Genomic DNA, 26,168 nt, shown 5'->3' with positions numbered 1-26,168 from the left:
ACGCACAGTCGGGCACCAGGCGGGGTGACGGTCAGTAATCGATACCGAGCTCGCGCAGCCGGGCGCGGTACAACTCGACATTGCCGAGTTTGATGTCCTCGTAGCCGCGTACCACATCGGTCAGTGCGGCTGCCTCGGTGGCTGTTTCGTAGTTCTCGGCGGTCAGATCGTCGGCCAGTCGGCGCACGAGTTCGGTGTAGTGGGCCAGCAGTTCGCGCTCGACCTTGCGGACGTGGGCGTAGCCGAAGGGGTCGAGCTTGGTGCCGCGCAGGAATTTGCCCTTGGCTAGAACCTTCAGCGCGACATGCGATTTCGGCCTGAGCCCGATCTTCTTGTCCCGGCCCATCGCGCGCAGCACCGGCGGATGCAGCTTGTAGGTGAGCTTCTCACCGCCTGGCACCTGGGCTTGCACGTCGGCGAGGAAGTCCGGATCCACGAGTAGCCGGGCCACCTCGTACTCGTCCTTGTAGGCCGTGAACTTGAACAGTCCGCGCGCGACCGCCTCGCTGAAATCAGTGCGCTCGGTGACGGAACGTTCTGCCGCCCAGACGGATTCGACCGTCTCGATATAGCGACGTGCCACCTTCACGTTCTGGTAGCCGATCAGCTGAGCCGCTCGCAGTTCCACGAGCCGACGCACCTCACCATCGAAACCGGTGTGCGCCAGCAACTCCGCGGGCGCAACCGGTGCAGTACGCCGCGGCTGCCCCTCATCGACCGCCGCGGCGAAGGCCGCCGGATCGGCGACGGCGACCCGACCCCAGCGGAAGGCCGCGATGGTGGCATCCACCGCGACACCGTTGATCCCGATGGCCTCCTCGATCGCCGCGGCCGGTAGGCGCAGCCCGCCGTTCTGTACGGCCGCGCCTACGATCAGGAAGTTGGCCGCCGCCGTGTTCCCGAACAGTGTCAGCGCCGCCGCGAGCGCGTCGAAGTGACTGATCGAATTCGTCACCGTGGCAAGCCGATCCAGCAGCGTGTCCGTCGCGGGGTAGTCCACCGACTTGTCGAAGACCATGTCGCCGGTCGGGGTCTGACTCGTCGACGCCACGGCCACGGTGCTCGCCGCATCGCCGTACTGCAGGTATTTGGGATCGGTTGCGGTCAGGAGATCGACGGCGAGCAGGCAGTCCGCACTGCCCGGGGTGAGCCGATTGGCAGGCTCCAATTCCGTTGCGGAGAACCGCAGGTGCGACAGCACAGGGCCGGCCTTCTGACTCAGGCCGATCTGGTCCAGGCTCTCGACCTCGTACCCGGCGCGCAGCGCGGCGGTGGCCAGCACCTGGTTCACCGTCACGATGCCGGTGCCACCGATCCCGGCGATCAGCACGTTCTGGGTGCGCAGTGGTGCGTCCACACCCGGATCGGGCACGCCGGGCGGCACGACAGCTGTGCGCCGCTGCGCCTTGCTATTGTCCGGATCCACCTCCACCGTCACGAAGGACGGGCAGTCGCCGTCCAAGCAGCTGTAATCGGTATTGCACGAGGTCTGATCGATACGGGTCTTGCGCCCGAACTCGGTCTCGACCGGCTGCACCGACAGGCAATTCGACTTGGCGCCGCAATCACCGCAGCCCTCACAGACGGCCTCGTTGATCACGACCCGGGTATTGCGGACCGGCAGTGTGCCGCGCTTGCGCTGCCTGCGCGCGTCGGCGGCGCAGTGCTGGTCGTAGATCAGCACGGTGACGCCCTCGACCTCGCGCAGCAGCCGCTGTGCCTCGTCGAGCCGGTCGCGGTGCCACAGCAGAGTGCCCTTGGCCAGCGCGCGCTTGGTGTGGCGTTTCGGTTCGTCGGCGCAGATGATGATCTGCCGCACGCCTTCGGTGGTGAGCTTGTGGGTGAGCTGCGCGACGGTGAGCCCGCCCTCCACATCCTGGGCACCGGTCATCGCGACGACCTCGTTCCAGAGCAGCTTGTAAGTGATATTCACCCCGGCCGCGACACAGGCCTGGATGGCCAGCTGCCCGGAATGGAAGAAGGTGCCGTCGCCGATGTTCTGGAACAGGTGCGGTACATCGGTGAACGGTGCCTGCCCGATCCACTGGCTGCCCTCACCGCCCATCTGGGTGAGCCCGGTGACCGCGCTGTCGGTGCGCCCGGACATGGTGACCAGGGTGTGGCAGCCGATGCCGCCGCCGCCGATCGAGCCGTCGGGCAGCGCGGTGGAGCGGTTGTGCGGGCAGCCGCTGCAGAAGTAGGGCGTCCGCTTGGCGGCGAGGACTTCCAGCGCAAGTGCCGGTGGCGCTGCCCGTTTCAGCTCCACCTTCCCGCGCAGCACCCGGCGCAGTGGGGCCAGCAGGCGTCCGGCGGTGAGTTCGCCGTCGACCGGCATCAGCCGCGCGCCGCGCTCGTCCTGCTTGCCGAGCACGCGCGGCGCGTCCGGGGTGCCGTAGAGGATCTCGCGGACCTGGGTTTCGATGAACGCGGTCTTGTCCTCGACGACGATCAACTGCTCGAGCCCGCGGGCGAACTCGGTGAGCGCGGTCGCGCCGAGCGGATACGGCATACCGATGCGCAGCAAACGGATTCCGGCCCGGTGCATGGTCGCCTCGTCGACACCGAGGTCGAGCAGTGCTTGCCGGACGGCGTCGAAGGTGGTGCCGGTGGCCGCGATCCCCACCTTCGCCTCGGCCGGGTCCACCTCGATCACGTCGAGGGCGTTGGCCGCGCCGTAGGCGTGCACCGTCGCCCAGCGCGGCCCGTACAGGTCGGCCTCGGCGAGCACGCTGTCGGTCGGTGCCGCCATCGGCCGCTGCCGGTAGACGAAAGGCGTTCCCTCCCACGGGATTTCGGGAACGGTCACGGCGAGTTCCGCGACCGCGGCGTCGACCGTCCATGCCCCGTCGGCGACATCGGCGACGATCTTCAACGCCACCACACAGCCCGAGGCCCGCGACATCGCGATGCCCTGCATACCGAGGGTGATGATCTCCTCGGCATTGCGCGGGAACAGCACCGGCACGCCCATGGCGGCCAGCGAACGTTCGCTCACCGCGGGCACCGTCGACGATTTCGAGGCCGGATCATCGCCCACCAGCAGCAGGACGCCGCCACGCGGGTTCACGCCGTACATGTTGGCGTGCCGGATGGCGTCGGTCGCGCGGTCGACGCCGGGACCCTTGCCGTACCAGACACCGACCACGCCGTCGTGGGTCGCCTGCCCGGCGGGCAGGTCGGCCTGGCTGCCCCAGACCGAGGTGGCGGCCAGCTCCTCGTTGAATCCGGGCACGAAGGTGATGTCGTGCTCGGTGAGCACCTCCGACATGCCGAGCAGCATCTTGTCCACCCCGCCCAGCGGGCTGCCCTGGTAGCCGGAGACGAACGTCGCGACGCGGCGACCGGCGCGGATATCGCGCACGTGCTGTTCGACCAGCAGCCGGGCGATGGCCTGGACCCCGGTCAGCAGCACCGGGCCCGCGCCGGAGCGGTAGCGATCGGCGAGGTCGTAGGGAGCGGCCGGGTCGGCCAGCGGTCGGGCGGTGGAACAGACGACGCTGGTCATGGTCACCTCACTGCGCGAAGGAACTTGCTATCGGTGCCGCGAAATGTGCCGGGGAGGGGTGATCTGTGTCAACAGTCAGCCGAAAAGTTGATCAGACTGCTCAAAAGTGATCTAGACCACTGAGTGGATTGCGTCAATCTGCTCGAGGCGCGGAGACCTAGGTCACATCGCCAGTGCTGGTCAGATGCTCGACCAGCGGCAGGCTCCGATACCCGATCGGGGTGGCCAGCGCGAGCATCGTCTCGGTGTGTTTCACGCCTTCGATGGCGTGAACCCGCTGGATGATCTCGAGCAGATCCTGCTGGGATCGGGCGGCGATGCGGACCAGCAGGTCGGCGCGTCCGGTGGTGGCGTGCACCTCGAGCACGTGCGGGAACCCACGCAGCGTCTCGATGATCGGATCCATCTTGTTCTGATCGAGTTCGATGCCGAGGAACGCGTGCACCGCGAACCCGATCGCCTGCACATCGATATCGGGCGGATAACCCCGCACCGCGCCCGAGGACTCGAGCCGCCGCATCCGCGCCTGCACGGTATTGCGGGCAACCCCGAGCCGCTGCGCCAGCTCGAGAATCGGCCGCCGCGGGTCACTGGCCAGTTCAGCGAGCAACGCGGCATCGAGCGCATCGAACTTGATGGTCATGGCCGAATTCTCACACGGCTCCCGCTCCTGCTCGGCCACTCCCCAATCGGACTGCAGAAGATGTACTCGCGGTTGCCGGCTCATCCTCCCTTTGCTCGACCCGGCGTCACGCCGAGGACGTCACCGGGCCCGGAGGCCGTCGAGGATGAGCGAGACGACCGCCGTGGAGTCCGCTTCGGTCTCGGGGAAGTGCCATTCCGCGGCGTGTGTCGGGTCATGGAAGCGGCTCGTCGCGTTCAGCACGGCCCGTGCAATCACTTCCGGCTCGCCCGCAACGAAGTCGCCGGCGGCGACACCGTCGATGATGATGTCCCGCAGTTGGGCGACCAGGAAGCCGACATGGTCGGAAGAAACGGCGCTGTGCTCGGCCGCCAGCACCCGGAAGGTGGCGAACAGCTCCGGGTCCGCCCCGGCTTTCGTCCATTTGATGGCGAACATGGTGACGAGCAATGCTCGCAACCGCTCGGCCGGGGGTAGTTCGGAGTTCTGCGCCACGGTAGCGAGTTCGTTGCGCACCTGGTCGAGCCAGCGCCTGATCACGGCCTCGCGGAGCGCGGCCTTGGACGCGAAGTGCCGGTACACGCTGCCGTGGCTTACGCCCAGCTGCCGTGCGACGTCGAGCACCGTGGTCTTGTCTGGACCGTGTCGGCGCAGCATCTCCTCGGTGGCCGACACGATCGTCTCCGCGTCGAGCGGTTCCCCGCGCATCGAGCCTCCTTGCCTGTTGGTCACGTCATCGGCCACGCGAACCTATGTCGCCACCGAGTCAGCGGTCAAACCCTGGCATCTGACTGACAACTATTGAAATCTGTCATCACAAGTCTATAGGGTGATGGCATCGCACCACCACCGACCGAGGAGACTCGTCATCAACACCTCCACCGCTTCCATCGCCGGTCGCTCCGTATCCCGGATCGGCTACGGCGCGGCCCAACTCCCCCGGCTACACGACCGCCATGACGAGGCCGTCGCCCTGCTCCGACGTGCCGTCGAGCTCGGCGTCAACCACATCGACACCGCCGAGTTCTACGGCTTCGGCTTCGCCAACGCGGTGATCCGCCAGGCCCTGCGCACCGGGGACGACGTGCTGGTCGTCACCAAGGTCGGCGCCGACGCCAACCCGGGCGGGCCTGTGCCGCTGCGGATCGCACAGCGGCCCGAACAGCTGCGGGCCAGCGTCGAGGACAACCTGCGCAGCCTCGGCGTCGAACAACTCCCCGTTGTCAATCTGCGACGCCTGGATACCGGCCCCGGACTGCGTCCGGAGGGCAACCAGGTGGTCGACCTCGACGACCAGCTGGCGACCATGACCGCCCTGCGTGACGAGGGCAAGATCGGCGCAATCGGCTTGAGCAGCGTCACCCTCGATGTGCTGCGCCGCGCCCTGGCGGCCGACATCGTCTGCGTGCAGAACGCCTACAGCCTCGTCTCCCGTGACGATGAGGACACGCTGCGGCTATGCACAGCCGAGGGCATCGCGTGGGTACCGTTCTTCCCGCTCGGCGGAGGATTCCCGAGCCTGCCCAACGTCACCGACGAGTCGGCCGTGCACGCAGTGGCCGAGTCCCTGAACGTGACCACGTCCCAGATCGGCCTGGCCTGGCTGCTGCACCACGCACCGAATATTCTGCTCATCCCCGGCACCGTTGACCCCACCCACCTGGCGGCCAATATCGCGGTCGGCGAGATCACCTTCGACGCGCACACACTGACCACTCTCGACGCCGTCGAGTCCCGCACCAGCAACGTCGCGATCGGCGCGGCGTCGTGAAGGCCGTCGTCTACCGCGACAACGGCCGTCCCGACGTACTCCAACTGGTCGACCGAAAACCGCCCGTGCCCGCCCCCGGCGAGGTCCGCGTCCGGGTGGCCGTGTCCGGGGTCAACCCCACCGACTGGCAGGCCCGCGCCGGCCAGGCCATGGCGTTCTCAGAGATCACGCCGCACCTGGACGGCGCCGGTGTGATCGACGCCGTCGGCGCGGGAATCGATCAGCGTCGGGTCGGCCAGCGGGTGTGGCTGTTCATGGCCGCCGCGGGACGGCCCACCGGCACCGCCGCGGAGTTCACCGTCGTACCGGCCGGGCAAGCCGTGCCACTGCCGGACGAGGCCGGTTTCGACGTTGGCGCCGCCCTCGGTGTTCCCGCACTGACCGCGCACCGCGCACTTACCGTCGCCGAAGACGGGCCGCGCCGGCTGCGGCCCGGTGCGCTGGCGGACAAAGTGGTACTCGCTGCCGGCGGGGCGGGGGCGGTCGGGCACGCGGTGATCCAGCTCGCCCGCTGGGCTGGTGCCACCGTGATCACCACGGTCAGCAACCCCGAGAAGGCGCGGCTCGCCACCGCCGCCGGCGCCCACCATGTGGTCAACTACCGCGAGGGCGACCCTGGCGCCGAGATCCGCGCGATCGCTGCTGACGGCGTGGACATCATCGCCGAGGTGGCGCTCGGCGCGAACCTCGCCCTGGACCTGGCCGTGCTGCGGCCTGCCGGCACCATCTCGACCTACGCCAACGACGGCGGTCATCCGGTCGAATTGAACGTGGGGCAACACATGGTGCGCAACACCCGCATGCAGTTCATAGTGCTCTACACCGCCGGTCCTGACGTCCGCGCCGCGGCCGTCGCAGACGTCGCCGCCGCTGTCGGTGACGGCGCCCTGCCGGTCGGCGAGGAGCACGGCCTGCCCCTGGTCCGTTTTCCCCTTCACCGCACCGCGGATGCCCACCGAGCGGTCGAAGGCGGCGCGGTCGGCAAGGTCCTGGTCGACGTCACGTCACGTCGTGATGGTCCTCGTCATCGGCACGCCATCTGATGGTGCGAGCGGTCGCCGAGTGAGGGCATCGCCCCCTGCTGCTGGGCGGCGGCAAAGATCGGTTGGGCCAGCTTCAGGAACAACCCGCGTCCACTTGCTGGCGCGGGTCGCAGACCGACAGAGATAGCAAGCGCGCCAGCGGGTTTCAGCACTCGTGCCGATTCGGTCAGGACTTGTTCGACATCAGCCATCAGCATCAACGCCATGTGGGACCTTGTCGGTTGCGGTCATGAAACGAACCTAACTGCACTGCGAATAGGTGCCTTTGGGCTGGTGGCAGAGCCGTCAGGTCGTGGTGGAGAGCATTTCGAGCACGTCCGCGGTGGGCCGCACGTCACCGAATGAGCGGTAGATGGTGTGTAGGGCGGCGTTGTGGTCCTGGTCGCGGCGGGCGGCATTGGCGTCGGCGACCAGGATGACCCGGAACCCGAGGGTGGCGGCGTCGCGCGCCGATGACTCACAGCACACGTTGGTGACGGTTCCGGTGATCAGTACGGTGTCGATGTCTCGCTGGACGAGCAGATCCGGCAGCACACACCGATCGGGAAAGAAGGCGCTGAAGGCCGACTTCTCCACGAACAAATCGGTGCTGTGGGTGCTCATCGCCGGCCACATACGCGTGTGAACCGGACCAGAACCGCCTGTACTGCTGTAGATCTCAGCAATCCGCGGGCCGAAGAACTCGATCTCGCGAGGGGTCGGTGTGGTGAATGCGGGTGTAACCCAGGCCACCACTCCACCCGCGGTGCGCAGGGCTTCGGCCATGAGGTTGAGATTGGGCACGATCGCGCGGCAGTAGGCGCTGTCCGCTACATGGAACGGCACCATGTCGATCACCACCAGCGCTGTACGGCAGGGGTCGAGTTCGGGAAAGGCGAACCGTCGCCCGCGGCGTGCTTCGTGGCGAGCGTACTCGCGGGAGTCGATCCGCCACCGGTGCGTTTCGATCCTTTGGATGCTGTTCTCGGTATCCACGGGGGCACAGTCTGTCACGACCTGGGCGGTTGTCGACAAACGATCATTGCAGGCACAACCCGCCTCGTGTGGAAGGGCCAGCACGGGAAGTGCCGGAATCCCGTGTCGACTCGGAGGTGATCAACCAATCGGTGCGCTGGTCCGATCGTGCTCGCGCAGCAGCCGTAGGACGGTGGCCGGTGAGGGGTGCTGGCCTTTCTTCTTGCCCTTGGTGATAACCAAGCGGGCGGCGATGTCGCGCAGGCTGTGGTTGTTGCTGCGCAGGTGCAGCGCCATGGAGAGCATGGCGTCATCGACCACGGCGGCGCCGCCGATGGTTTTGCCGCGCCGGCGGGCGGATTCGTGGCCTTCGAGGGTGCGGCGCTCCTAACATGCGGATTCGTTTCACCCCGAAACAGTCCGGCTGCTCGAGCTCATCAGCGCTCATGTACCAGGTGACACGATTCGTACGGCTACCCCTATCCGGCATTATTCGGGATATGTAGTATCCCTGTTCATGTTGATGAGCGAGGGAGTCGAGTGGGGCTTGCACTGCTGCATGGTGCTGGCGTGGCTCGATGACCGGGCGCCGATCTCGACGGCCAGGCTGGCGGAGATGTTCGAGTTGCCACCGGAGTATCTGAAGAAGCGGCTGCAGCCGCTGGTGCGCGAGGGGATTCTCGAATCCGCTCCGGGATCACGTGGGGGGTACCGGTTGGCGCGGATGCCGGAGCGCATCACGTTGATGGATGTCGTCGGCGCGGTCGAGGGCAGGACAGACGCGTTCCGGTGCACCGAGATCCGCCGCCGCGGCGCCGGTGCGGCGGCGGCGAGGTCGGAGTTCGCCGAGCCGTGTGGTATCGCCACGGCAATGCGGCGCGCGGAGTTGGCGTGGCGGCGCGAGTTGGCGAATCAGACCATCGCCGATCTGATCGCCGACGCTCCAGTCAACGCGGCGGCACGGGCGCGCCGCTTCTACGAGAGCCCTACCGCCTAGCAGCGGGCACCTCGCCCGCGAAAACCACCCGGCCTTCGGGCCGGGTTTCTTGGAAGGAGAATAGGGATAATGAATGTCCCGATTAAAGATCGTCCGGAAGGGATCTCGCCCCAGCTGGTCGGGTCGCCGAATGGGTTGCGGCGCACGTTGATTCTGGCGCTGGGCACCTTCGCCGTCGGTACCGATGCGTTCATCCTGGCGGGATTCCTGCCCGACATGGCCGCGGAGCTGAGTGTGTCCACGGGGGCCGCCGGTGCGGCGGTGACGGTGTTCGCCGCGGCCTACGCACTCTTGTCGCCGGTGCTGGCCACGCTCACCGCACAACTGCCACGCCGTGCCCTGCTGGTGACAGCGCTGGTCGTGCTCGGCCTGGCCAATCTGGGGTCGGCGGCGGCTCCGAGCTTCGCGGTGCTGCTGGTCACCCGAGTGCTGGCGGCGGTCGGCGCGGCCGCGTTCACCCCGAATGCCGGTGCGGTGGCCTCGGCCCTGGTGCGGCCCGAAGCGCGGGCGCGCGCGTTGGCGGTGGTCGTGGGCGGGTTGACGATCGCGACCGCGCTGGGTGTGCCGCTCGGTGATGCGATCGGGCAGTGGCTGGGCTGGCGCTCGGCATTGGTCGCGGTCGCGATCGTATGCGTGCTGTCCGCGGCCGGGGTGGTGGCCTGGGTGCCGTTCCTGCCCGGCAATCCACCGGTGCGGCTGTCCACGCGCCTGGCAGTGGTGCGGAATCGATCGGTGGCGAAGGTGTTGCCGCTGACGGTACTGGGCATGGGCGCGGCCTATGTGGTCTACGCCTACAGCGTGCCCGCGCTGGCGGCTGTTGGCATCGACGCGCCCGCGACGGCCTGGGTGCTGGCACTGTACGGGTTCGGCGCGGTGGCAGGCAATCTGGCATCCGGATATGCCACCGACCGGTGGGACGCGACACGAGTGCTCACCGGCGGCTACCTCGTGATGGCGATCGCGCTGGGACTCATGGGCGCGCTGGCGGCCACCCACACGAGCGCGGCGTGGCTGGTCGGCGCGCTCGCCGCGGCGTGGGGTGCGGCCAGCTGGTGCCAGACCCCGGCCCAGCAGCACCGCCTCATCGACGCGGCCCCGCAGGACACGGGACTGGTGGTGGCACTCAACGCCTCCTGCATCTACCTGGGCATCGGCGCCGGCACCCTGCTCGGCGGCTTCACCGTCGAGCACGGCGCGACCACCATGTACGCCGTCGGCGCTGGCCTGGCACTGGTGGCACTGATCTACCTGCGCGTCACCGCCCGCGGCGAGCAGCAACATCGTGGCCGAAACGGGCGCCCGATCGGCAGCCGGTGAAAGTCGTCGACCAGGATCACATCCGCTGGGGTGTGGTCGATCTGGACCCGGCGTCCACCTGCTGCGCCACCTGGTAGTACGAGAACACCGCCAACTATGGCTACGAGTCACAATAATGGCCGACGTGGAACCGGTCGAGGTTGTCGTTGCCCATCACGAGCGCGCGACCTTGCGCGTCGGCGACGTGTTCTTGAAAATTGACATTGATCAGGGGCGTACCGATATCGAGATCGAGGCGATGGCTTTGGCTCCGATCCCGACTCCGCAGATCCTGTGGCGTACACCGCCTGTGCTCGCGCTTGCCGCTCTTCCGGGGACCGCGCTCGGCCGTCTCGGCGAGCCGTCGACCTCGCCGTCGGGGGCGTGGGCTGCGGCGGGTGCCGCGGTGCGGAAGCTGCACAGCGCGGCGCTGCCGCCGTGGCGCGGCCGGAGCCTCGACGAACTCGCAGTGGAACTCGATGTCGCGTGCGCTTGGCTTATCAGCAACGGCATTCTTTCCGCCGACATGGTTACGCGAAACCGCCGGATTGCCGAGGCTGCGCTGCGGCCCTGGGCACCGGTATTCACCCACGGCGACCTCCAGGTCGCCCATGTTTTCGTCGCCGGGGACGAGATCACGGGCGTGATCGACTGGTCCGAGGCGGCACCTGGCGATGCACTGTACGACCTGGCCACGTTGACACTCGGACACGAGGAGCGCCTCGGTGAGGTCGTCGCGGGCTACGGCACCGATGTCGACCTCGACGTGATCCGGGCATGGTGGTCGTTGCGAAGTCTGCGTGGGATCCGCTGGCTGGTTGAGCACGGCTTCGACCCGAACTCGCCAGGCTGCGAGGGCGACGTGCTGAGAGCCGGGGCGATGCGAGACTGACAAGAACGAAACAAACGCGATCTGCACCCGGCCCCCTCCCCGTCGATCGAGATTCCGGCCCCGGTCAGGAAGGGGTGAGCACGAGGGCTCAGCCGTGCAGGGTCGGCCGGTAGACGAGTTCCTGGATATTGCCGTCGAGCGTTCGGCTCTCGAGCAACTCGAGGTCGAAATCGGCGGCACCCCGGAAGATCGGGGCGTCACCGGTCTGTCCGGTGATCACCGGGAACAGTGTCACCTGGACACGGTCGACGAGCCCCGCGGCCATCAGCGCCCGGTTCATCGACAGGCTGCCGTGTGAGCGCAACGGCACCGGGGACTCCTCCTTGAGCCGGGCTACGACATCGACGGCGTCACCGTGGGCGATGGTCGCGTCCGGCCAGTCGAGCGGCCCCTTCAGCGTGGTCGACACCACCGTCGCCGGGAGGTTCCGCATCCGCGTGACCCATGGGTCGCGCACCTCCGCCACGTCGCCCGAAGCCACCATCTCCGCGAATTCCCGATAAGTGTTGGGCCCGAAGACCATTCGCTGCTCCACCTCGAACAGGGCCAAGCGGTGGTCGAGCAGTTCGGGACCCTGCTTACCCCAGTACCCACCCCAATCACCGCCGCTGACGCTGCCGTAGCCGTCCAGGCTGGAAAAAACGTCGAAGGTGTAGGTGGTCGCCATCATGTTCTCCTTGTCGTCTGCTGGGTGTATCGATGCAGACGAGGTCACACGGGGAAACTCATCGCTCGGTGGCGGGCTACCGACGGATTCGGGCGCTACAGCCCGAGGAGTGTGACTGCTTGCAATGCGAGATGCAGCTCCGCGGAGTGCACCGGGTCGGCGGTGTCGCGTCCGGTGAGGTCGCGAATCTTGCGCAGGCGATAGCGCACCGTATTGCGGTGACAATGCAGCTGCTCGGCGGCAGCGGCGGTCGACCCGCGGCATCGATACCACGCGTCGAGCGCGGCGATCAGATCGTCTCGCTCGGGCGCGCGCAGTCGAAGCACGGGCCCGAGGATCTGGGCGGCGGCGCGCCGACTGGCCTCGGGCACGGTGACGAGCAGGTGGGCGACGGGCTCGCTCCCGAACCGGACGACGGTGTGCGTGCCAGGGCGCGCGCTGCGAGCGGCGAGGCGGGCTTCGGTCAGCGCGCCGGGTATGGCGGTCGGGCTGGTGAAGATGGCGCTGAGGCCGATCCGTCCGTCGACGAGCTCGGCCAGCGCGGCGGCCGCCCGTTCGACCGCCGCCGCTGTCGTCGAGGACAGCAACCCGGTGTGCGAGTCGATCTGTGAATCCCACACCGACCCGGCGCCGAGATCTCGTAAGGCGCCGATCAGACGGCCGGGGAGGGTGGCGCCGGGGTCGGTGGTCTCGATCGCCACGACAGCGAACGTGCCGTTCTCGGGCAGGCCCAATGTGCGCAGCGCGGTCAGCGTGTGGGCGGGATTATCGGAGTGATCGTCGAAAAGCGTACGGATCAAACGGCTCTGGGCCTGTGCATCGACGTGCGCGAGCATGATCTCGGTCTCGCGATAGGCCTCGACCGCCGCGTCGGAGAAGGTGTCGATGAGTTCCCACAGGTCGGTGGCGAGATCGGGTAGTCGCGGATCGCCCGGACCGGCGGATCGGGCTGTGAGCTCCTCCCAGGTCAAACGGCCACCGAGCCGGTAGGCGTGCAGCAGCGCGGCGATCGGGACCCCGCGCTCGGCCTTGAGCCGACCGACCGCGCGCGCCGAGTGCAGCCGCGTCGGCCCGATTCCGGCCAGGGCGCTGATGATCGCGGTGAGGTTCGCCAGGCACGCCTGCTGGAGTTCCTCGGCCGTCAGCAGTCCCGGATCGGCATAGGAACGGTCCGCGCCCGCGATGCGATGAACGAGTTCCCCGGCCATCGTCTCGACCGAGTCGAGCAGTAGCTCGGCCAGCCCGAGGGGCGGCGCGGCGGTGGTCGGTGGTGGTGCGGTCACCCCTACAGGCTAGAGGATCCGACGTGATCCATGCCACCTCGATGTTGTGCACGAGCACACTCTGCCTCCTGGTGACTGTGGTCGATATTCGGTATCGATAACCGGATCGTCCGAAAACCGGCATGAGCCACGTCACGCCGTTGTTGTGCTCGAGCACAATCGGAAGGGGGGCTGATCCGCAACGGGCGCACATGGTGCTCGCCTGGTCCGCCGCGACAGAATCAAGTCATCTCGTCCGCCGCGCGCCGCGGACCGTCCCAGAGTCGTGGAGGATCGCAAGTGGTCACCAAGAAGGCAGAGCCCGCCCGTGCCGCGGTTGATGTCGCGTTGTCCGAACTCGTCGCAGGCGAGAAGAGGTGGGCGGCCACCTCGTTGTCCGGCAGGCGTGCGCTGCTGGATCGGGTGCGCGAGCTCACCGGGCGCCATGCTCAGGAGTGGGTCGACGCGGCCGTCGGCATCAAGGGTCTCGCGTCGACCTCGCCGTTGGTAGGTGAGGAGTGGATCTCGGGACCGCATGTGATGGCCGCAGCACTCGGCGCGCTGTCGAAGACGCTCGATGTCCTGGCACGCGGCGAGAGTCCGCTCGACAAGGGCACTTTCGGCATCGCGGGCGACCGGGTCACCGTGGATGTGCTGCCCGCGAGCCCGTTCGACGCGTTGCTGCTCAACGGGTTCAGCGCGCAGGTGTGGTTGCAGCGCGGCGTCAGCAGTGCCGCCGCGAAAGCGAATGCCGGTTTGGCCCAATTGGATCCGAGCCGAACACAGGGGATCGGCGCGGTACTCGGTGCGGGCAACATCACCTCGATCGCTCCGCTGGACGTGCTCTACGAGCTGATCGCGCACAACCGGGTCGTCGCGCTCAAGCTCAACCCGATCACCGATCCGATGCTGCCGGTGTTCGCCAAGATCCTGGCCCCGCTGATCGAGCTCGGCGCGGTGCGGCTGCTGACCGGTGGCGCCGAGGTGGGCGGCTATCTGATCGACAACGACCTCGTCGACCACGTGCACATGACCGGCAGCGCGCGCACCCACGACGCGATCGTCTGGGGCGTCGGTGCCGAGGCGGCCGAGCGGAAACTGGCGGGCACACCGAAGCTGACCAAGCCGGTCACCAGCGAGCTCGGCGGCGTGTCACCGACGATCGTGCTGCCGGGCGACTGGAGCGTGGCCGACATCGCCTTCCAGGCCGAGCATGTCGCCACCCAGCGACTGCACAACGGCGGCTACAACTGCGTCGCCGCCCAGGCCATGATCATCTCCGCCGACTGGGCGCAGAAGGACCAATTCCTCGCCGCGGTGCGCGACGCGCTCGCGCAGGCACCCGCCCGCCGCGCGTACTACCCGGGCAGCGACGATCGCGTGGCCAGGGCCCGCGAGTCCTATCCCCGGGCCGAGCGGCTCGGATCGAACGGCGAACGGCTGCTGGTCACCGGGGTCGCGCCGTCCGCGGCCGAGCCGCTGCTGGCCGAGGAGTACTTCGCGCCGGTGCTGGGCGTGGTCGAATTGCCGGGAACCGGCGCGGAATTCACCAGGGCGGCGACCCGCACCGCGAACGAGGCGTTCGTCGGCACGCTCGGCGTCAACATCATCGCCGATCCCGGCACGATCGCCGAGCTCGGTGCGACCTTCGACGAGCTGATCGAGGACCTGCGCTACGGCACGGTGGCGATCAACGCGTGGACCGGCGTCGGCTACCTGACCCCGACCGCGTCGTGGGGCGCCTTCCCCGGTCACACCATCGACGACGTGCAGAGCGGCATCGGGGTCGTGCACAACGCGTGGCTGATCGACCGGGTGGAACGCACCGTCGTGCGCGGCCCGTTCCGTCCGGCGCCGCGGTCGCTGCTGCACGGCGAGCTCGCGATCTCGCCGAAGCCGCCGTGGTTCGTCGGCAACAAGACCGCCGCGAGCACGGGCCGGTTGCTCGCCGGATTCGGCGCCGACCCCGGCTGGCTGCGCCTGCCCCAGATCTTCGCTTCCGCCCTGCGCGGCTGAGCCCGACTTCCATGGAGAATCAGATGAACAACAGCATCGCCGACTACGTAGTCGTCGGCACCGGTTCCTCGGGCGCGGTGCTCGCCGCACGGCTCAGTGAGCGCTCGGCCACCAGTGTCATCGCCCTGGAGGCCGGCCCCGAGGACAAGGCTCAGGCCGTCCACATCCCGGCGGCGTTCTCCAAGCTGTTCCAGACCGATGTCGACTGGAACTACCTGACCACCCCGCAGTCCGAACTCGGTGATCGCCAGGTCTTCTGGCCGCGCGGCAAGATGCTCGGTGGGTCGTCGTCGATGAACGCGATGATGTGGGTCCGCGGTTTCGCGGCCGACTACGACGAATGGGCTCGGGCCGCCGGGCCGGGCTGGTCGTTCGCGAACGTGGTCGAGTACTTCCGGCGCATCGAGTCCGTCGAGGACGCCACCGAATCCGACGAGGGCCGCGCCGGACCGCTGCGGATCTCGCACCAGCGCAGCGCCCGCCCATGGACCGACGACTTCCTCGCCGCGGCCGAGCACGCCGGTTTCAAACGAGAGCGCGCGAATCTGCCGCAGCCAGAAGGTTTCACGCAAACCATGGTGTGCCAGAAACGCGGCGCCCGGTGGAGCACCGCGGACGCCTATCTGAAGCCCGCGCGCAAGCGTTCGAATCTGACCGTACTCACCGGCGCGCAGGCCACTCGGATCCTGTTCGAGGGCACCAGGGCGGTCGGCGTCGAGTACCGCAAGGACGGCACCACCCAGACCGTGCGCGCCCGCAAGGAGGTGGTGTTGTGTGGTGGGGCGATCAACAGCCCGCAGCTGCTGCAGCTGTCCGGTGTCGGCGACCGGGAAGAGCTCGGGCGCCACGGCATTCCGGTTGTGCACCACCTGCCCGAGGTGGGCCGAAACCTCACCGATCACCTGATCTCACTGCTCGGCTTCGCCGTCGACTCCGATACCCTGTTCGCCGCGGAGAAGCCGTTGGAGCTGCTCAATTACCTCCTACGGCGCCAGGGCATGCTCACGTCCAATGTCGGTGAGGCGTACGGCTTCGTGCGCAGCAGGCCCGAACTGGAACTGCCTGACCTCGAGATCATCTTCGGGCCCGCACCGTTCTACGACGAGGGGATCGGCGTCGCGCCAGGCCACGGCATCGCCATCGGCCCGATCCTGCTCCAGCCACGCAGCCGCGGCACGGTGACCCTCGCCTCCGCCGACCCGATGGCCAAGGCGCTCGTCGACCCCAGATACCTGTCCGACCCCGACGGCGCCGACCGCGCGGCGCTGCTCGCCGGCCTGCGTGTCGCCCACCGCATCGTGACCGCCGCGCCGCTCGGCCCCCGGATCGGCCGATTCCTGCAGCCGAAACGGGAACAGCCGACGGTCGAGGAAACCCTCGCGGACGCCCTCACCTGGCACTCCCACACCCTCTACCACCCGACCAGCACGTGCCGGATGGGCACCGACGCCGCCAGCGTCGTCACCCCCGACCTGAAGGTCCGCGGTCTCGACGGCCTGCGCGTGGCCGACGCCTCGGTGATGCCGACCATCATCCGCGGCCACACGCACGCCCCGGCGGTGGTCATCGGCGAGAAGGCAGCCGACCTCCTCCGCTGAGGTACTCACGCTCTCTGTCGCCCCTTACCTTGCTTGCGAAAAAGGCGCACAATAAATTGGGTACACCGGCTTCAAGGTTTGCGACCGGCGGGTAGCTGAATGCTCGGCAGCGCGGCCGCGTCACACCATGCTGAACGCCGGGCGCGGCGAATCCTGCCTGTAGCGACTACGAGCCTCGTCGCCGGTTCGGCGTAACTACTGGATAGGAAACGCCATGTCAGAGCAGAACAAGGCTTCGGCCAAGCGCATCTTCGACGCGTGGAACGCGCGAGACCTCGATGTATTCGACGAGCTGATCGCCGACGACGCCATCAATCACGATCCGCAGAACCCGTTCGAGGAGATCCACGGCCCCGCCGGTCTCAGACGGCTCGTGCAGATGTATCTCACGGCGTTCTCGGAGCAACGGTTCCTGATCAACGAACAGATCGCCGAAGGCGACTTCGTCACGACCCGATGGACGGGATCAGGAATCAATGACGGCGAGATGATGGGTATGCCCGCCACCGGCAAATCGGCAGTTGTGCAGGGAATCACCATCAATCGCTTCCGGGACGGCAAGATCGTCGAGAGCTGGGCATCCTGGGACACCCTCGGGATGATGCAGCAACTCGGCGTTGTCCCGTCAGCGCATTCGGCGGCGAACTGACTCGTAACGTAGCCGACCGTTCGAGACCACTACTCCGAAGGAGAACGTCGCACGTTCGAGAAGGGAGTCCGCCAAGCGGCCGGGTCGACAACAGGAAACCGGCGACCCGTCACCAGGGTGGGTACGATTCGGACGAAGAAATTCTTCGCCCCGGCCTGCCACGGAAAGAGGGGCAGATCCACGGTGTCCATCACATCACCGATCTCACGGATCCCTTCGGCGCGTCCCTTGATCACCACGCTCCAGGCTTCGTGAGAACCAGAGATGTAGCCGTCGACTTCCAGCGCGACGGGCGCATCCGACAACGCGGCCGATATCTTGGTGCCTCCCGCGGATCGGAACACCAGAGTTCCGTGATCGACCGCGTAGTTGAGGGGAAAGATGTCCGGATGGTCATCCACCCACACCGCGAGGCGGCCTACTTCCCCAGTGCGCAGTAGTGCCCAGCATTCGTTGACAGCGAGTTCCTTGATAGTCGGGTTGTCGCTTCCCATCGTCTTCGCCTTCCTGTCGTGGGCAATAGTCTGTCCGTTGGCCGGCCGATGCGCCGATCCGTCCATGTCGGTCGGCGGCGCGTCCTGATCGGGACTACCGCCACAGTCTTCACGAGCGAGCTCGCCGACCGTACAGATCGAGCCATTCGACATCAAGGTCACCTGGGGGCAGGGTTGTTTCGATCGCGATGAACGGCAGAGGGAGGCCGACGTCAGCCGGTTGCGCCTCGAGCCCTCGGTGACCAGCGTCAGCCGGCATACCGCCTAGGTCACCGAATCGCAGGCGCAGTGACGACCGCGCGCCACGCTGTGCGCATTATGGATACGAGGGAATCGAGGTCATTCGTCCGGATAGGGGTGAGCGCCGATGGCTGCCGACCTTGTCGATCGTGCGGCGATCGCCGCTGACTTGGAACGGGCCCGCAGCGAGTTCCACCGGTTGCTGGCATCGACCGCGCCCGACGAGTGGGCGGCACCGACCAACGGGACGCGGTGGACCAACGAGCAGCTGCTGTTCCACATGGTGTTCGGCTACATGGTCGTGCAGCGACTGCTGCCGCTGGTGCGAGTGTTCGGGCGACTACCGGACCGGGGCAGCAAAGCCTTTGCGCGGCTGCTCGACGCGGCGACGACTCCGTTCCATGCGGTCAACTACCACGGCTCCCGCGCCGCCGCGCGCGTGTACAACCGGCGGCGGATGGGCGCGAAGCTCGACCGCGTGATCGCGGCCCTGCAAGCTCGACTTGCCCGCGAATCGGAGGCAAGCCTGCACCAGGGAATGCATTTCCCGACGCGGTGGGACCCGTACTTCCGCGCCTGGATGACGCTCGAAGACGTCTATCGCTATCCAGGTCGGCATTTCGATCACCACGCCCGCCAGCTGACGATCACGAATCCCGGCTGAACGACACGGCGTCGACACCTCAGATGAGTCACGTCGAGGCGGAATAGCGGTTCCTACGCGGGTGCCTCCGCGCCCGCTCTGGCCTGGTCGTAGACCCCCTGGTGGTCCGCATCGGGGAATATTCGGCAGCGACTCTCTGGTTGAGGATCGTAGAAAAATCGTAGAACACCGGCGATGGAAGCCGGTAGCCCGTGACCGGGATGGGGGATTGCAGCCCACGAGCGTCCAACCAGAGACATGGGTGAGCGCTAGAAATCCTGGGTCCCATTGCCTGTCGCGAGAGGCGGTCGCAGGTTCGCACCCCCGGCAGGGCGCACAAAACATGGGCAACCGGAAAACGCCTGGTCGTCGCGGATTCCAATTCAATCTGATACCCACACGGACCGCCGGTACGGATAGGTGCAGACGGCCTGTGGTTATCGGCAATTGGTGATCGAAGCCGATTTTCGGCAGTAGGCGGACGGTGACGTTGGGTTGGGCCGTTTGCCGTCCCGCCCCCCGGACATGGCCGCATTACCAGCACACACCACACCGCGGGGCGCGGCCGCGATCAAGGTCAACTTCTACGGCCTGTTCTCTTTTCTGTCCCGAACACGCGCCGTCGCGCGAGGTCTGACATCCGCCACGCAGTGACTCCGACATGTCGACGGGACCAGATCTGAGCACGACGCCGAGTCGATCAAAGTCGAATCAGAAGGAATCGAGTTGTGCGTCGAGGTCGTCGAATCGTTGGACGCCGGGCCGCTCGATGCGGGTGCCCGCCATTACGACCATATTCGGGTTGGTGAACGTGCGGAGGTCGTCGAGGGGATTGGCATCGACAAGGACCAGATCGGCGGACTTTCCTACCGACACCGAGCCCGTAACGTCGTCGATACCGAGGATCGCGGCGTTGGCACCGGTTGCGGCGTGGAAGGCGGAAGCGGGGCTCAGGCCTGCGTAGCGAATGACGTAGTCGATTTCGCGCCAGGTGTTGTAGTGGGTGACGTAGGTGACCGATGAGTCGGTGCCCATGCCCATGCGGATTCCGTTCTTCTGGGCGGCGTGTACGGCGGAGATGATTCGGTCGAGCACGATCTCGGCGTTGGCTGCGACGATCGGGGTGATTCCGGTGTCGGCGCGGTCGAGCTTGACCAGTGGCAGCGCGGCCATCAGCGTGGGGACCAGGGCTGATCGGCCGTGTAGGGCTCGGGGGTTGTCGCCGAACAGGTCGATGATCTCGTTGTCCATCTCGCTGCCGTGCTCGATGGTGTCCACGCCCGCGCGTAGCGCCGCCTTCACTCCGGCCAGGCTCTCCGCATGCGCTGCGACAACCAGGCCGGCTCGGTGGGCTTCGTCGCAGATCGCCGTCATCTCTTCTTCGGTCATCTGTGGTCGGCCGGCCTCACCGATCGTGCGTGCGTCGGTGACTCCGCCGGTCGCGGCGATCTTGATGACGTCGACGCCGTTGCGCAGGTTGATGCGAACGTTTTTTCGCGCGTCCCACGGGTTGTCGCTGACCAGCGCGATCACGGGTGCGCCGTGTCCGCCGCTGACGGCCAGCAATGGTCCGGAGGCGAGTACGCGTGGTCCGGGGCACTTGCCGGCGGTGATCTCGTCGCGCACTGCGGCGACTTCGTAGGCCACGTCGCCGAGACTGCGGATGGTCGTGACGCCGGAGTGCAACTGGGTCTCGACGTTGGTTCGGGTGCGGCGTTTGGCGATCACGGTGCCGATCGGGCTGTGGAAGAACTTCGAGACCGGGCCCTCCAGCTTCTTGTTGGTCAGGATCGGCGACAGCGGTTTGCCGTCGGAGAACAAATGAGCGTGTGCGTTGATCAGGCCGGGGGCGACGAACTTGCCGGTGCCGTCGACGCGGGCGTATTCCGGGGCGACCACGACGGAGGTGGTGGGACCGACGGCCTCGATGAGCCCGGAGTCTCCGACGACGATCGTGTGATCGGGCAGCACGGTGCCGGCGTGGTCGCCGGTGACGATGGTGGTGGAGGTGATGGCGAATGGTGCTGTGGTCATGGCTTCTCTTCTCGTGCGTGGTTTCGGTGGTGCCGTTGCGGTGTGAGCAGGTCCGCGATCAGGGCACCGGCTTTGGTGCCGAGGCACAAGCTGACAAACGTGGCGCAAATGCTTTGTGCGGAAGCGGTATTCAGCGATGCCAGGGCTGCGAGGCCGACCGTTCCCGGGATCAAGAGCAGCCAGGCGGGTTGATAGGAGACTGCCGTCGGGACATCGGTGAATCGCTCCAGAATCCGAGCGATGACCAGTAGCGCAGCCGCGGTGATACCGGTGGCGACAACGTTGCCCACCAGCGGAGTCACGGCGATCAACAGCGAGTAAGTGGCCGACATCATCACGACACTGAACGCGGTGAGGCGCATGCCCGATCCGAACGCGAGACCGATGCCGATGGACAGCAACGCGACGCCGATCCACGTCAACGGCAGCCCCGGCAGCGCGTGCCAGCCGCTGCCGCCGGTAACCGTCGCGATCTCACCGATCAGCGTCGCTGACCCCTGATCGATGTGTAGTCCGGTCGCGGCGGCGCCCGCGACTATTCCGGCGTACATGAAACCGAGCATCATCAGCCCATACACCAGGCGCGACGCGCCGGTGACGATGTCGGTGGCGGTCAACTCGAGTAGCGCGTTGGTGATGACAACCCCGGGCACCAGGATGGCGATCGGTGCGCAGACCGCGAACAACGGCACGGGGCCCAACCCGAGGACTGACGCTGTCACCCCGATCGAGACGGTGGACAGGAACGCCGCGACGAACGGTGCGACCGCGACGGCATTCTCGCCGCGCAGCATCGAGGCGACCAGGCCGACAACGGCCCCGATGACAATGGCGGCCAGGATCGACCACCACGGGGACCGGAAGGTCAGGGCGAGCCCACCGGCGATGAGCGCGCTGCCCAAGGCCCAGTTCCAGGTGGTCGGCGGTGACTGTGACCGTCGAATATCGTCGATGCGATCGAGAAGCTCACCTCGTGCTACCGGTGTAGTCGTCGCGCGGCGCACCAGCTGGTTGGCCTGAGCCGCCTGTTGGAACGTCAGTGCGCCACCGTGGGATCGAACTACTGTCGCGGCGCCGGAATCTCGGTCGGAAACGATGACCATATCAGGGAGAGCGGCGAACTCGAGTGGGTGCTCGCCGAGCGCGGCGCCCGACACCGATTCCATCGACGCGCGGACATCGGTGACCGACATTCCGGCATCCAGGAGCAGTGCGCCGAGCTCGCCGAGCCGCCGGTCGTCAGCGAGCACTGTGGGCTCGCCGCGGGAGAACGCGGGCCGCCAGGTTCGCCAGACGCCGCAGTTCGGTGCGTTCGACTGCCGATGTCGTTTCCGCGTGCTCGACCAGCGCCTCGAGATCGTGGATGCGGAAGTCGGTGCAGCGGCCGTGTGCGTCGAATTGCGCTCGGCGATAGATCGGTCGCCAATCGACGTCAGTGATGATGGTGGTCGGCTGCCCGTTGCGACGTCCTTTGCTGAGCGTGAATCGGACGATGTTGCCCAGCATCGAGTTCGGGACGGCGTCCACGTAGGACACCAGATCGCCATGCGCGTAGACGATCAGTCCGTCCTTGTCGAGTCCTGTCTGTGGGTCTGTGAACCGGTGACGCTGCATCGGCTGGATGACGTGGGGATGATTGCCGAGGATCACGTCGATGCCGAGTTCGGCGAGGCGGTGCGCGTTATCGATCACCGTCTGGATCGGGTATGACTCGAACTCCAGGCTCCAGTGCACACAGGCAACGACCGCATCAGCTTTCAGATTTTCTCTGGCGATTTGCACGTGCCGCTCGACCATCGAGATATCGACATCGGGCAGGTTCAGTCGCAGGTAATTCACGAGGTATTCCTCGCCCGCCGGTGCCGTCGCGCCATTGACCGAGAAGGTGTAGGCGAGGAACGCCACGCGGATTCCTCCGATATCGATCACGGGGATCTCATCGCGTTCGGCGTAGGTGCGCGCGGTGCCGACATGGCCGAAGTCGGCCTCGTCGAGGACGTCGATTGTTTCGCGCACGCCCGCCGGTCCCTGATCGAGGGAGTGATTGTTTGCGGTGGAGAAGAATCCGAAGCGGCCGAAGACGTCCAGCATTTCTCGTGAGGTATTGAGCGGAGGTGCCGACAGGATGCTTTTCGGCGGTGCGCCGACCACGCGCGACGGTGCGACCGGCGTTTCCAGGTTCGCGACAGCCATGTCGACATCGAAGAGGAAGTCCGCGACGTCGTCGAATAGATGGGGTGTGTTGTCGGGCCGGATGTGTTCGGAGGTGAGCAGGTCACCGGCGGAGGAGAAGGTTGCCGTGTGCTCCTGAGTGAAGTCGTCGGGAAGGTCGAAGCGCAGGTTCTGGCCCGCGAAGTATTCCTCGATTCCGCGACCGGGCTCGGCGTGTTCCACCGCCGCGACAAAGAACTTGTGTCCCCACCAGAGCTTGTCGGACAGGCTCATGGTGCCTGCGTTGCCTTCCACGGGTCGTGAGGTCGTGGTCTTGCCTCGATATACCAGTCCGTAGACCCAGAAGATCGCTTTGACCAGTCGCGAAAGCATGTCACGTTCTCCCATATCGCCTTGACATGTCACATGTGTGACACTTACAAGTGTGGCGACGTGGCCACCGGGAAGTCAACGAGATCGTCTCGAGTGCTACAGATAACGAGAAAGTGTGACAGTGCCGTGGGCATAGCGAAAGGCAGTGATTCCGTCAATCCGATCGCGGCGCGATCGCAGGCATGGCTGATCGACGCACTGTTCGAATTGATGCGCGAGAAGCCCTATGTCGAGATCACGGTCACCGATATCGCTCAGCGTGCGCAACTCTCACGCCGGACCTTCTACCGCAACTTCGCGACCAAGGACGAGCTGATTTCGATGCATGCGCGGCGTTTGGTCGACGAGTACGTCGACCGGCTCCTGCCCGCCGATCTCTCGCAGACGCGGGCGGTCGCGCTGACATATTTCGAATTCTGGACAGACCACGCCGAATTCCTGCGCCTGCTCGCCGCGAGCGGAATGAGCAGCCTCGTGCTGCAGAAATTCAACGAACATATTCCTATGATTTTCGAGCGGAGTCGGAGTCCGAAATATGCGGGTGTCGCGCAGCTGCGGTATGCGCTGGCGTTCAACGCGGGCGGGTACTTCAACCTGCTGTTCGAATGGCTGCGGGGCGGGGCGAAGGAAACCCCCGCCGAAATGGCTGATGCTGTCGCCGCTTTCGACGCAGAGTGAGTATCGAGCCGGATTTCGGACTCGGCACCACGACTACCGACCGGGTCCTGCGACGATCGGCAGTTCAGGCGGTGAGCCGCAGGCCCTGGCCGAGGAAATAAGCGCCGAGGATGAGCAACACTGTGATCGTGATCGCCGTCATGTTCGTGTCGATCCACGCTCTCGCTTGCGCGAGAGCTGGGTTGATCCGTTGGCCGCCGAGGACTGCGGCAGCCAATGGGACGACGACACCCAGCGTGGCGAGAAACGCGAAGATCGCCACTGCCACAGCCGACTCCGCGGTATTCAAGCCTGCTGAGCCGAGCGCCGCCCCGGCGCTGACTCCCAACGGGATGTTCTTGACCACGAGGAACCCCTGAGCTAGTCCGAGGCCCACAGCACCCACCAGGCTGAACCCGTCCAGTCGATCGAGCAGGCCGCCTTTGCCCGACGCCGACTTCGATGCCTCAGCGGTGGTCGATGATGGGCGTTTCATCCAGGCGACGACTGCCAGGGCGAAGAACAGTGCGGCGAAGACCAGTGCGATGATGTCGATTCCGTCCGCGGTCTGTTCGGGGTAGTCGTCATCCACGCTGTCGACGACGAGCATCGCGACGGTCGTGATGACAGCGAGTGCGGCGAACCATCCGAGACCGAACAGTGCTGCTTTGGTGCGGCCCCGGTCACCTAACAGGAAAACTATCCCGGTGGTCACTGCGAACGGACTGAGCGCCAATCCGATGGCGTAGGTCAATGTTTCGCCCAACGCGCTGACCATGACGATCCTCCCAGTCAACCAATCCGAGCCGATCGGTGAATCCGCTCCGAAGGCGATCTTCGGCAGCACGTGATGCCGTAGCCGCTTTCGGCTCGGGGTGAATCAGTGGCTGCGCCGCAGGACAGCGTCGTAGAAGTGGATCCCGTGTTCGAGGGCGTCGACGGTGAGGCGTTCGTCGGTGGAGTGGATGAGGCCGCGTGTCTCGGCGTCGAGCTCGAACGGGTAGAAGCGGTAGACGTAGTCGCTGATCTGGGCGAGGTGGCGTGCGTCGCTGCCGCCGACAACGAGGAAGGGCGATGTCACTGTCCCTGGAAATGTTTCCGAGACAGCGTCTTTGACGCGCTCGAAGGCGGGTCCGTCGGTGGGTGAGACCGGGGTCGGCTCGGAGGAGTTGAGGATGTCGAGCCGGACGTCGGGGTCATTGATCAGTTTGCGGACGCGTTCTACGGTTCCGGCGACGGTTTCCCCGGTGAGGATGCGGATATTGAGCACGGCGCGCGCCGATTCGGCCATGACGTTGTTGCCCTTGCTCCCTTCGAGCACCGTGGGCACCGCGGTGGTGCGGATCATCGCGTTCATCAGCGGACCGGAACGGGGCATGAGCGCGGTGATCAGCCACTGCAACTTGTCGGCGCGTGCGAGTACCGCGCCGAGTGGGCCACTCGAGTGTGCGCCGATGATGGTGAGCATCTCCATGATCGGTGGTGTGAGCTGGGGCGGGAAGCTGAAGTTGCCCACCTTCACCAAGGCCAGGGCGATGCGGGTAGTAGCTGGTTGCTTACCGGGCATGGAGGCGTGGCCGCCGGGATCCACCGCGGTCAGCTGAAGGTCGAGCATGCCCTTTTCCGCCGTGCCGATCACGGCGATCTTCTCCTTGATCGGGAACAGGTCGCCGGCCACGCCGCCGCCCTCGTCGATGACCAGGCCGGGCACAATGTGCTGCTGGCGGAAGTATTCCACCACGGTGGGGACGCCGTCGCCAGCTACTTCTTCGTTGTGCCCGAACAGTAGATAGACGTCGCGGTCGGGGGTGAACGCCTGGGCGAGAAGGTCTTCGACGGCTTCGCAGATGCAGACCAGCGGGCCCTTGTCGTCGATGGCGCCGCGGCCCCAGATCACTCCGTTCGCGACGGTGCCCGAGAAGGGCGGGTGCGTCCAGCTGTCCGGGTCGCCGGCGGAGACGACGTCTTGGTGCGCCATGAGTACGATCGGGTCCGCGGTGGATCCGGTCTGCCAGTGGTAGAGCAGGGTGTGGTCGGCGAAGATCTGCTTGTGCAATTTCGTGGCTATCAGCGGGTACAGAGTTTCGAGTGTCTCGCGGAATGTCGCGAATTGGGCCCAGTCGGTGTCGTTCTCGTCCTGGGTGGTGACCGTCGGGATCTGCAACAAGGTGGCGAACCGTGCTGTCGCGCGGTCGATGTCGATGGTGCCCTCCGGCATGACGATGTCCTCTCGCGAGAATGCTGACCGTGGCGTGTCGATCCA

General features: G+C 66.5%; 24 protein-coding genes. 10 read left to right on the top strand and 14 right to left on the bottom strand.

The annotated features are described in order from the left end of the window. Nucleotides 1-31: 31 nt before the first annotated feature. The 3 genes from ACFXKN_RS10795 to ACFXKN_RS10785 form a co-directional block, all read right to left on the bottom strand. On the bottom strand, nucleotides 32-3,505 hold the full coding sequence (locus ACFXKN_RS10795) for an indolepyruvate ferredoxin oxidoreductase family protein (protein WP_378953383.1): 3,474 nt from the start codon (nucleotides 3,503-3,505) through the stop codon (nucleotides 32-34). Nucleotides 3,506-3,662: 157 nt separating this feature from the next. Beyond that, entirely contained in the window at nucleotides 3,663-4,148 is a 486-nt protein-coding gene (locus ACFXKN_RS10790) for an Lrp/AsnC family transcriptional regulator (protein ID WP_378953385.1), read from the bottom strand. A gap of 120 nt (nucleotides 4,149-4,268) precedes the next feature. Next, the gene (locus tag ACFXKN_RS10785) at nucleotides 4,269-4,856 is read right to left on the bottom strand and encodes a TetR family transcriptional regulator (RefSeq protein ID WP_378953387.1); all 588 of its coding nucleotides are present in this window, start codon (nucleotides 4,854-4,856) and stop codon (nucleotides 4,269-4,271) included. Between the two features lie 124 nt (nucleotides 4,857-4,980). Between ACFXKN_RS10785 and ACFXKN_RS10780 the strand changes: the two genes are divergently transcribed. After that, complete coding sequence (locus ACFXKN_RS10780; protein ID WP_378953389.1) at nucleotides 4,981-5,919, top strand: aldo/keto reductase; 939 nt, start codon at nucleotides 4,981-4,983, stop codon at nucleotides 5,917-5,919. Beyond that, nucleotides 5,916-6,962 (top strand): NADPH:quinone reductase, encoded by a 1,047-nt coding sequence (locus tag ACFXKN_RS10775; protein ID WP_378953391.1) that lies wholly within the window; start codon nucleotides 5,916-5,918, stop codon nucleotides 6,960-6,962. Before ACFXKN_RS10780 ends, ACFXKN_RS10775 begins: the two co-directional genes overlap by 4 nt. Here ACFXKN_RS10775 and ACFXKN_RS10770 read toward each other — a convergent pair. From ACFXKN_RS10770 to ACFXKN_RS10760, 3 genes are all read right to left on the bottom strand, one after another. Further along, nucleotides 6,944-7,168, bottom strand: coding sequence for a hypothetical protein (locus ACFXKN_RS10770; RefSeq protein ID WP_378953393.1), 225 nt, complete (start codon nucleotides 7,166-7,168; stop codon nucleotides 6,944-6,946). The genes ACFXKN_RS10775 and ACFXKN_RS10770 overlap by 19 nt on opposite strands. Nucleotides 7,169-7,247: 79 nt before the next feature. Then, a complete protein-coding gene (locus ACFXKN_RS10765) occupies nucleotides 7,248-7,937 on the bottom strand; it encodes an isochorismatase family protein (protein ID WP_378953395.1) in 690 nt (229 codons plus the stop codon). Between the two features lie 120 nt (nucleotides 7,938-8,057). After that, entirely contained in the window at nucleotides 8,058-8,237 is a 180-nt protein-coding gene (locus ACFXKN_RS10760) for a hypothetical protein (RefSeq protein ID WP_378953397.1), read from the bottom strand. Nucleotides 8,238-8,439: 202 nt separating this feature from the next. Here ACFXKN_RS10760 and ACFXKN_RS10755 point away from each other — a divergent pair, with 202 nt between their 5' ends. The 3 genes from ACFXKN_RS10755 (at nucleotide 8,440) to ACFXKN_RS10745 (ending at nucleotide 11,101) form a co-directional block, all read left to right on the top strand. Then, nucleotides 8,440-8,913, top strand: coding sequence for an RrF2 family transcriptional regulator (locus tag ACFXKN_RS10755; RefSeq protein ID WP_378953399.1), 474 nt, complete (start codon nucleotides 8,440-8,442; stop codon nucleotides 8,911-8,913). Nucleotides 8,914-8,982: 69 nt separating this feature from the next. Then, nucleotides 8,983-10,230, top strand: a complete 1,248-nt coding sequence (locus ACFXKN_RS10750; RefSeq protein WP_378953401.1) for an MFS transporter — start codon at nucleotides 8,983-8,985, stop codon at nucleotides 10,228-10,230. A 169-nt stretch (nucleotides 10,231-10,399) separates the two neighbouring features. Next, nucleotides 10,400-11,101, top strand: a complete 702-nt coding sequence (locus ACFXKN_RS10745) for a phosphotransferase family protein (RefSeq protein ID WP_379432910.1) — start codon at nucleotides 10,400-10,402, stop codon at nucleotides 11,099-11,101. Between the two features lie 88 nt (nucleotides 11,102-11,189). Here the strand turns inward: ACFXKN_RS10745 and ACFXKN_RS10740 are convergent, their stop codons facing one another. Together ACFXKN_RS10740 and ACFXKN_RS10735 are read right to left on the bottom strand one after the other, a co-directional pair. Further along, nucleotides 11,190-11,768 (bottom strand): dihydrofolate reductase family protein, encoded by a 579-nt coding sequence (locus ACFXKN_RS10740; RefSeq protein WP_378953405.1) that lies wholly within the window; start codon nucleotides 11,766-11,768, stop codon nucleotides 11,190-11,192. A 95-nt stretch (nucleotides 11,769-11,863) separates the two neighbouring features. Beyond that, nucleotides 11,864-13,051 carry a PucR family transcriptional regulator gene (locus tag ACFXKN_RS10735; protein ID WP_378953407.1) on the bottom strand — a complete coding sequence of 396 codons (1,188 nt, stop codon included), beginning with the start codon at nucleotides 13,049-13,051 and terminating at the stop codon, nucleotides 11,864-11,866. A 279-nt stretch (nucleotides 13,052-13,330) separates the two neighbouring features. Between ACFXKN_RS10735 and ACFXKN_RS10730 the strand changes: the two genes are divergently transcribed. The 3 genes from ACFXKN_RS10730 to ACFXKN_RS10720 all read left to right on the top strand — a co-directional run bounded on the left by ACFXKN_RS10730 (nucleotide 13,331) and on the right by ACFXKN_RS10720 (nucleotide 17,293). Further along, entirely contained in the window at nucleotides 13,331-15,046 is a 1,716-nt protein-coding gene (locus ACFXKN_RS10730; RefSeq protein WP_379432909.1) for an aldehyde dehydrogenase family protein, read from the top strand. A 23-nt stretch (nucleotides 15,047-15,069) separates the two neighbouring features. After that, nucleotides 15,070-16,644 (top strand): GMC family oxidoreductase, encoded by a 1,575-nt coding sequence (locus ACFXKN_RS10725; RefSeq protein WP_379432908.1) that lies wholly within the window; start codon nucleotides 15,070-15,072, stop codon nucleotides 16,642-16,644. Nucleotides 16,645-16,858: 214 nt separating this feature from the next. Further along, entirely contained in the window at nucleotides 16,859-17,293 is a 435-nt protein-coding gene (locus tag ACFXKN_RS10720; protein ID WP_378953413.1) for an ester cyclase, read from the top strand. 29 nt (nucleotides 17,294-17,322) lie between these two features. On the opposite strand, the gene ACFXKN_RS10715 is transcribed toward ACFXKN_RS10720, so the two are convergent. Beyond that, nucleotides 17,323-17,940 (bottom strand): pyridoxamine 5'-phosphate oxidase family protein, encoded by a 618-nt coding sequence (locus ACFXKN_RS10715; protein ID WP_379432933.1) that lies wholly within the window; start codon nucleotides 17,938-17,940, stop codon nucleotides 17,323-17,325. Between the two features lie 214 nt (nucleotides 17,941-18,154). On the opposite strand from ACFXKN_RS10715, the gene ACFXKN_RS10710 reads away from it, so the two are divergent. Beyond that, on the top strand, nucleotides 18,155-18,691 hold the full coding sequence (locus tag ACFXKN_RS10710; protein WP_379432907.1) for a DinB family protein: 537 nt from the start codon (nucleotides 18,155-18,157) through the stop codon (nucleotides 18,689-18,691). A gap of 690 nt (nucleotides 18,692-19,381) precedes the next feature. On the opposite strand, the gene ACFXKN_RS10705 is transcribed toward ACFXKN_RS10710, so the two are convergent. From ACFXKN_RS10705 to ACFXKN_RS10695, 3 genes are read right to left on the bottom strand one after another with little or no spacing between them, the layout of a single operon-like run. After that, a complete protein-coding gene (locus tag ACFXKN_RS10705; RefSeq protein WP_379432906.1) occupies nucleotides 19,382-20,704 on the bottom strand; it encodes an amidohydrolase family protein in 1,323 nt (440 codons plus the stop codon). Beyond that, nucleotides 20,701-21,954 carry a threonine/serine exporter family protein gene (locus ACFXKN_RS10700; protein ID WP_378953421.1) on the bottom strand — a complete coding sequence of 418 codons (1,254 nt, stop codon included), beginning with the start codon at nucleotides 21,952-21,954 and terminating at the stop codon, nucleotides 20,701-20,703. Before ACFXKN_RS10700 ends, ACFXKN_RS10705 begins: the two co-directional genes overlap by 4 nt. Beyond that, nucleotides 21,944-23,248 (bottom strand): CapA family protein, encoded by a 1,305-nt coding sequence (locus ACFXKN_RS10695; RefSeq protein WP_378953423.1) that lies wholly within the window; start codon nucleotides 23,246-23,248, stop codon nucleotides 21,944-21,946. Before ACFXKN_RS10695 ends, ACFXKN_RS10700 begins: the two co-directional genes overlap by 11 nt. 60 nt (nucleotides 23,249-23,308) lie before the next feature. Between ACFXKN_RS10695 and ACFXKN_RS10690 the strand changes: the two genes are divergently transcribed. Next, nucleotides 23,309-23,926 (top strand): TetR/AcrR family transcriptional regulator, encoded by a 618-nt coding sequence (locus ACFXKN_RS10690; RefSeq protein ID WP_378953425.1) that lies wholly within the window; start codon nucleotides 23,309-23,311, stop codon nucleotides 23,924-23,926. 64 nt (nucleotides 23,927-23,990) lie between these two features. On the opposite strand, the gene ACFXKN_RS10685 is transcribed toward ACFXKN_RS10690, so the two are convergent. Next, the gene (locus tag ACFXKN_RS10685) at nucleotides 23,991-24,683 is read right to left on the bottom strand and encodes a GAP family protein (protein WP_378953427.1); all 693 of its coding nucleotides are present in this window, start codon (nucleotides 24,681-24,683) and stop codon (nucleotides 23,991-23,993) included. A gap of 102 nt (nucleotides 24,684-24,785) precedes the next feature. Then, nucleotides 24,786-26,123, bottom strand: coding sequence for a M20/M25/M40 family metallo-hydrolase (locus ACFXKN_RS10680; RefSeq protein WP_378953429.1), 1,338 nt, complete (start codon nucleotides 26,121-26,123; stop codon nucleotides 24,786-24,788). Nucleotides 26,124-26,168: the final 45 nt, after the last annotated feature.

The organism is Nocardia sp. NPDC059195 (genome assembly GCF_042754695.1).
Taxonomy (GTDB): Bacteria; Actinomycetota; Actinomycetes; order Mycobacteriales; family Mycobacteriaceae; genus Nocardia.
Note: the sequence above shows the minus strand (reverse complement) of the source record. Positions and strands in the feature narration are given on the sequence as shown.

Coding starts and splice junctions, on each gene's coding strand:
- ACFXKN_RS10795 (WP_378953383.1), bottom strand. CDS start 3,505: ATGACCAGCGTCGTCTGTTCCACCGCCCGACCGCTGGCCGACCCGGCC.
- ACFXKN_RS10790 (WP_378953385.1), bottom strand. CDS start 4,148: ATGACCATCAAGTTCGATGCGCTCGATGCCGCGTTGCTCGCTGAACTG.
- ACFXKN_RS10785 (WP_378953387.1), bottom strand. CDS start 4,856: ATGCGCGGGGAACCGCTCGACGCGGAGACGATCGTGTCGGCCACCGAG.
- ACFXKN_RS10780 (WP_378953389.1), top strand. CDS start 4,981: ATGGCATCGCACCACCACCGACCGAGGAGACTCGTCATCAACACCTCC.
- ACFXKN_RS10770 (WP_378953393.1), bottom strand. CDS start 7,168: ATGGCGTTGATGCTGATGGCTGATGTCGAACAAGTCCTGACCGAATCG.
- ACFXKN_RS10755 (WP_378953399.1), top strand. CDS start 8,440: ATGAGCGAGGGAGTCGAGTGGGGCTTGCACTGCTGCATGGTGCTGGCG.
- ACFXKN_RS10750 (WP_378953401.1), top strand. CDS start 8,983: ATGAATGTCCCGATTAAAGATCGTCCGGAAGGGATCTCGCCCCAGCTG.
- ACFXKN_RS10740 (WP_378953405.1), bottom strand. CDS start 11,768: ATGGCGACCACCTACACCTTCGACGTTTTTTCCAGCCTGGACGGCTAC.
- ACFXKN_RS10725 (WP_379432908.1), top strand. CDS start 15,070: ATGAACAACAGCATCGCCGACTACGTAGTCGTCGGCACCGGTTCCTCG.
- ACFXKN_RS10720 (WP_378953413.1), top strand. CDS start 16,859: ATGTCAGAGCAGAACAAGGCTTCGGCCAAGCGCATCTTCGACGCGTGG.
- ACFXKN_RS10715 (WP_379432933.1), bottom strand. CDS start 17,940: ATGTCGAATGGCTCGATCTGTACGGTCGGCGAGCTCGCTCGTGAAGAC.
- ACFXKN_RS10710 (WP_379432907.1), top strand. CDS start 18,155: ATGGCTGCCGACCTTGTCGATCGTGCGGCGATCGCCGCTGACTTGGAA.
- ACFXKN_RS10705 (WP_379432906.1), bottom strand. CDS start 20,704: ATGACCACAGCACCATTCGCCATCACCTCCACCACCATCGTCACCGGC.
- ACFXKN_RS10695 (WP_378953423.1), bottom strand. CDS start 23,248: ATGCTTTCGCGACTGGTCAAAGCGATCTTCTGGGTCTACGGACTGGTA.
- ACFXKN_RS10685 (WP_378953427.1), bottom strand. CDS start 24,683: ATGGTCAGCGCGTTGGGCGAAACATTGACCTACGCCATCGGATTGGCG.
- ACFXKN_RS10680 (WP_378953429.1), bottom strand. CDS start 26,123: ATGCCGGAGGGCACCATCGACATCGACCGCGCGACAGCACGGTTCGCC.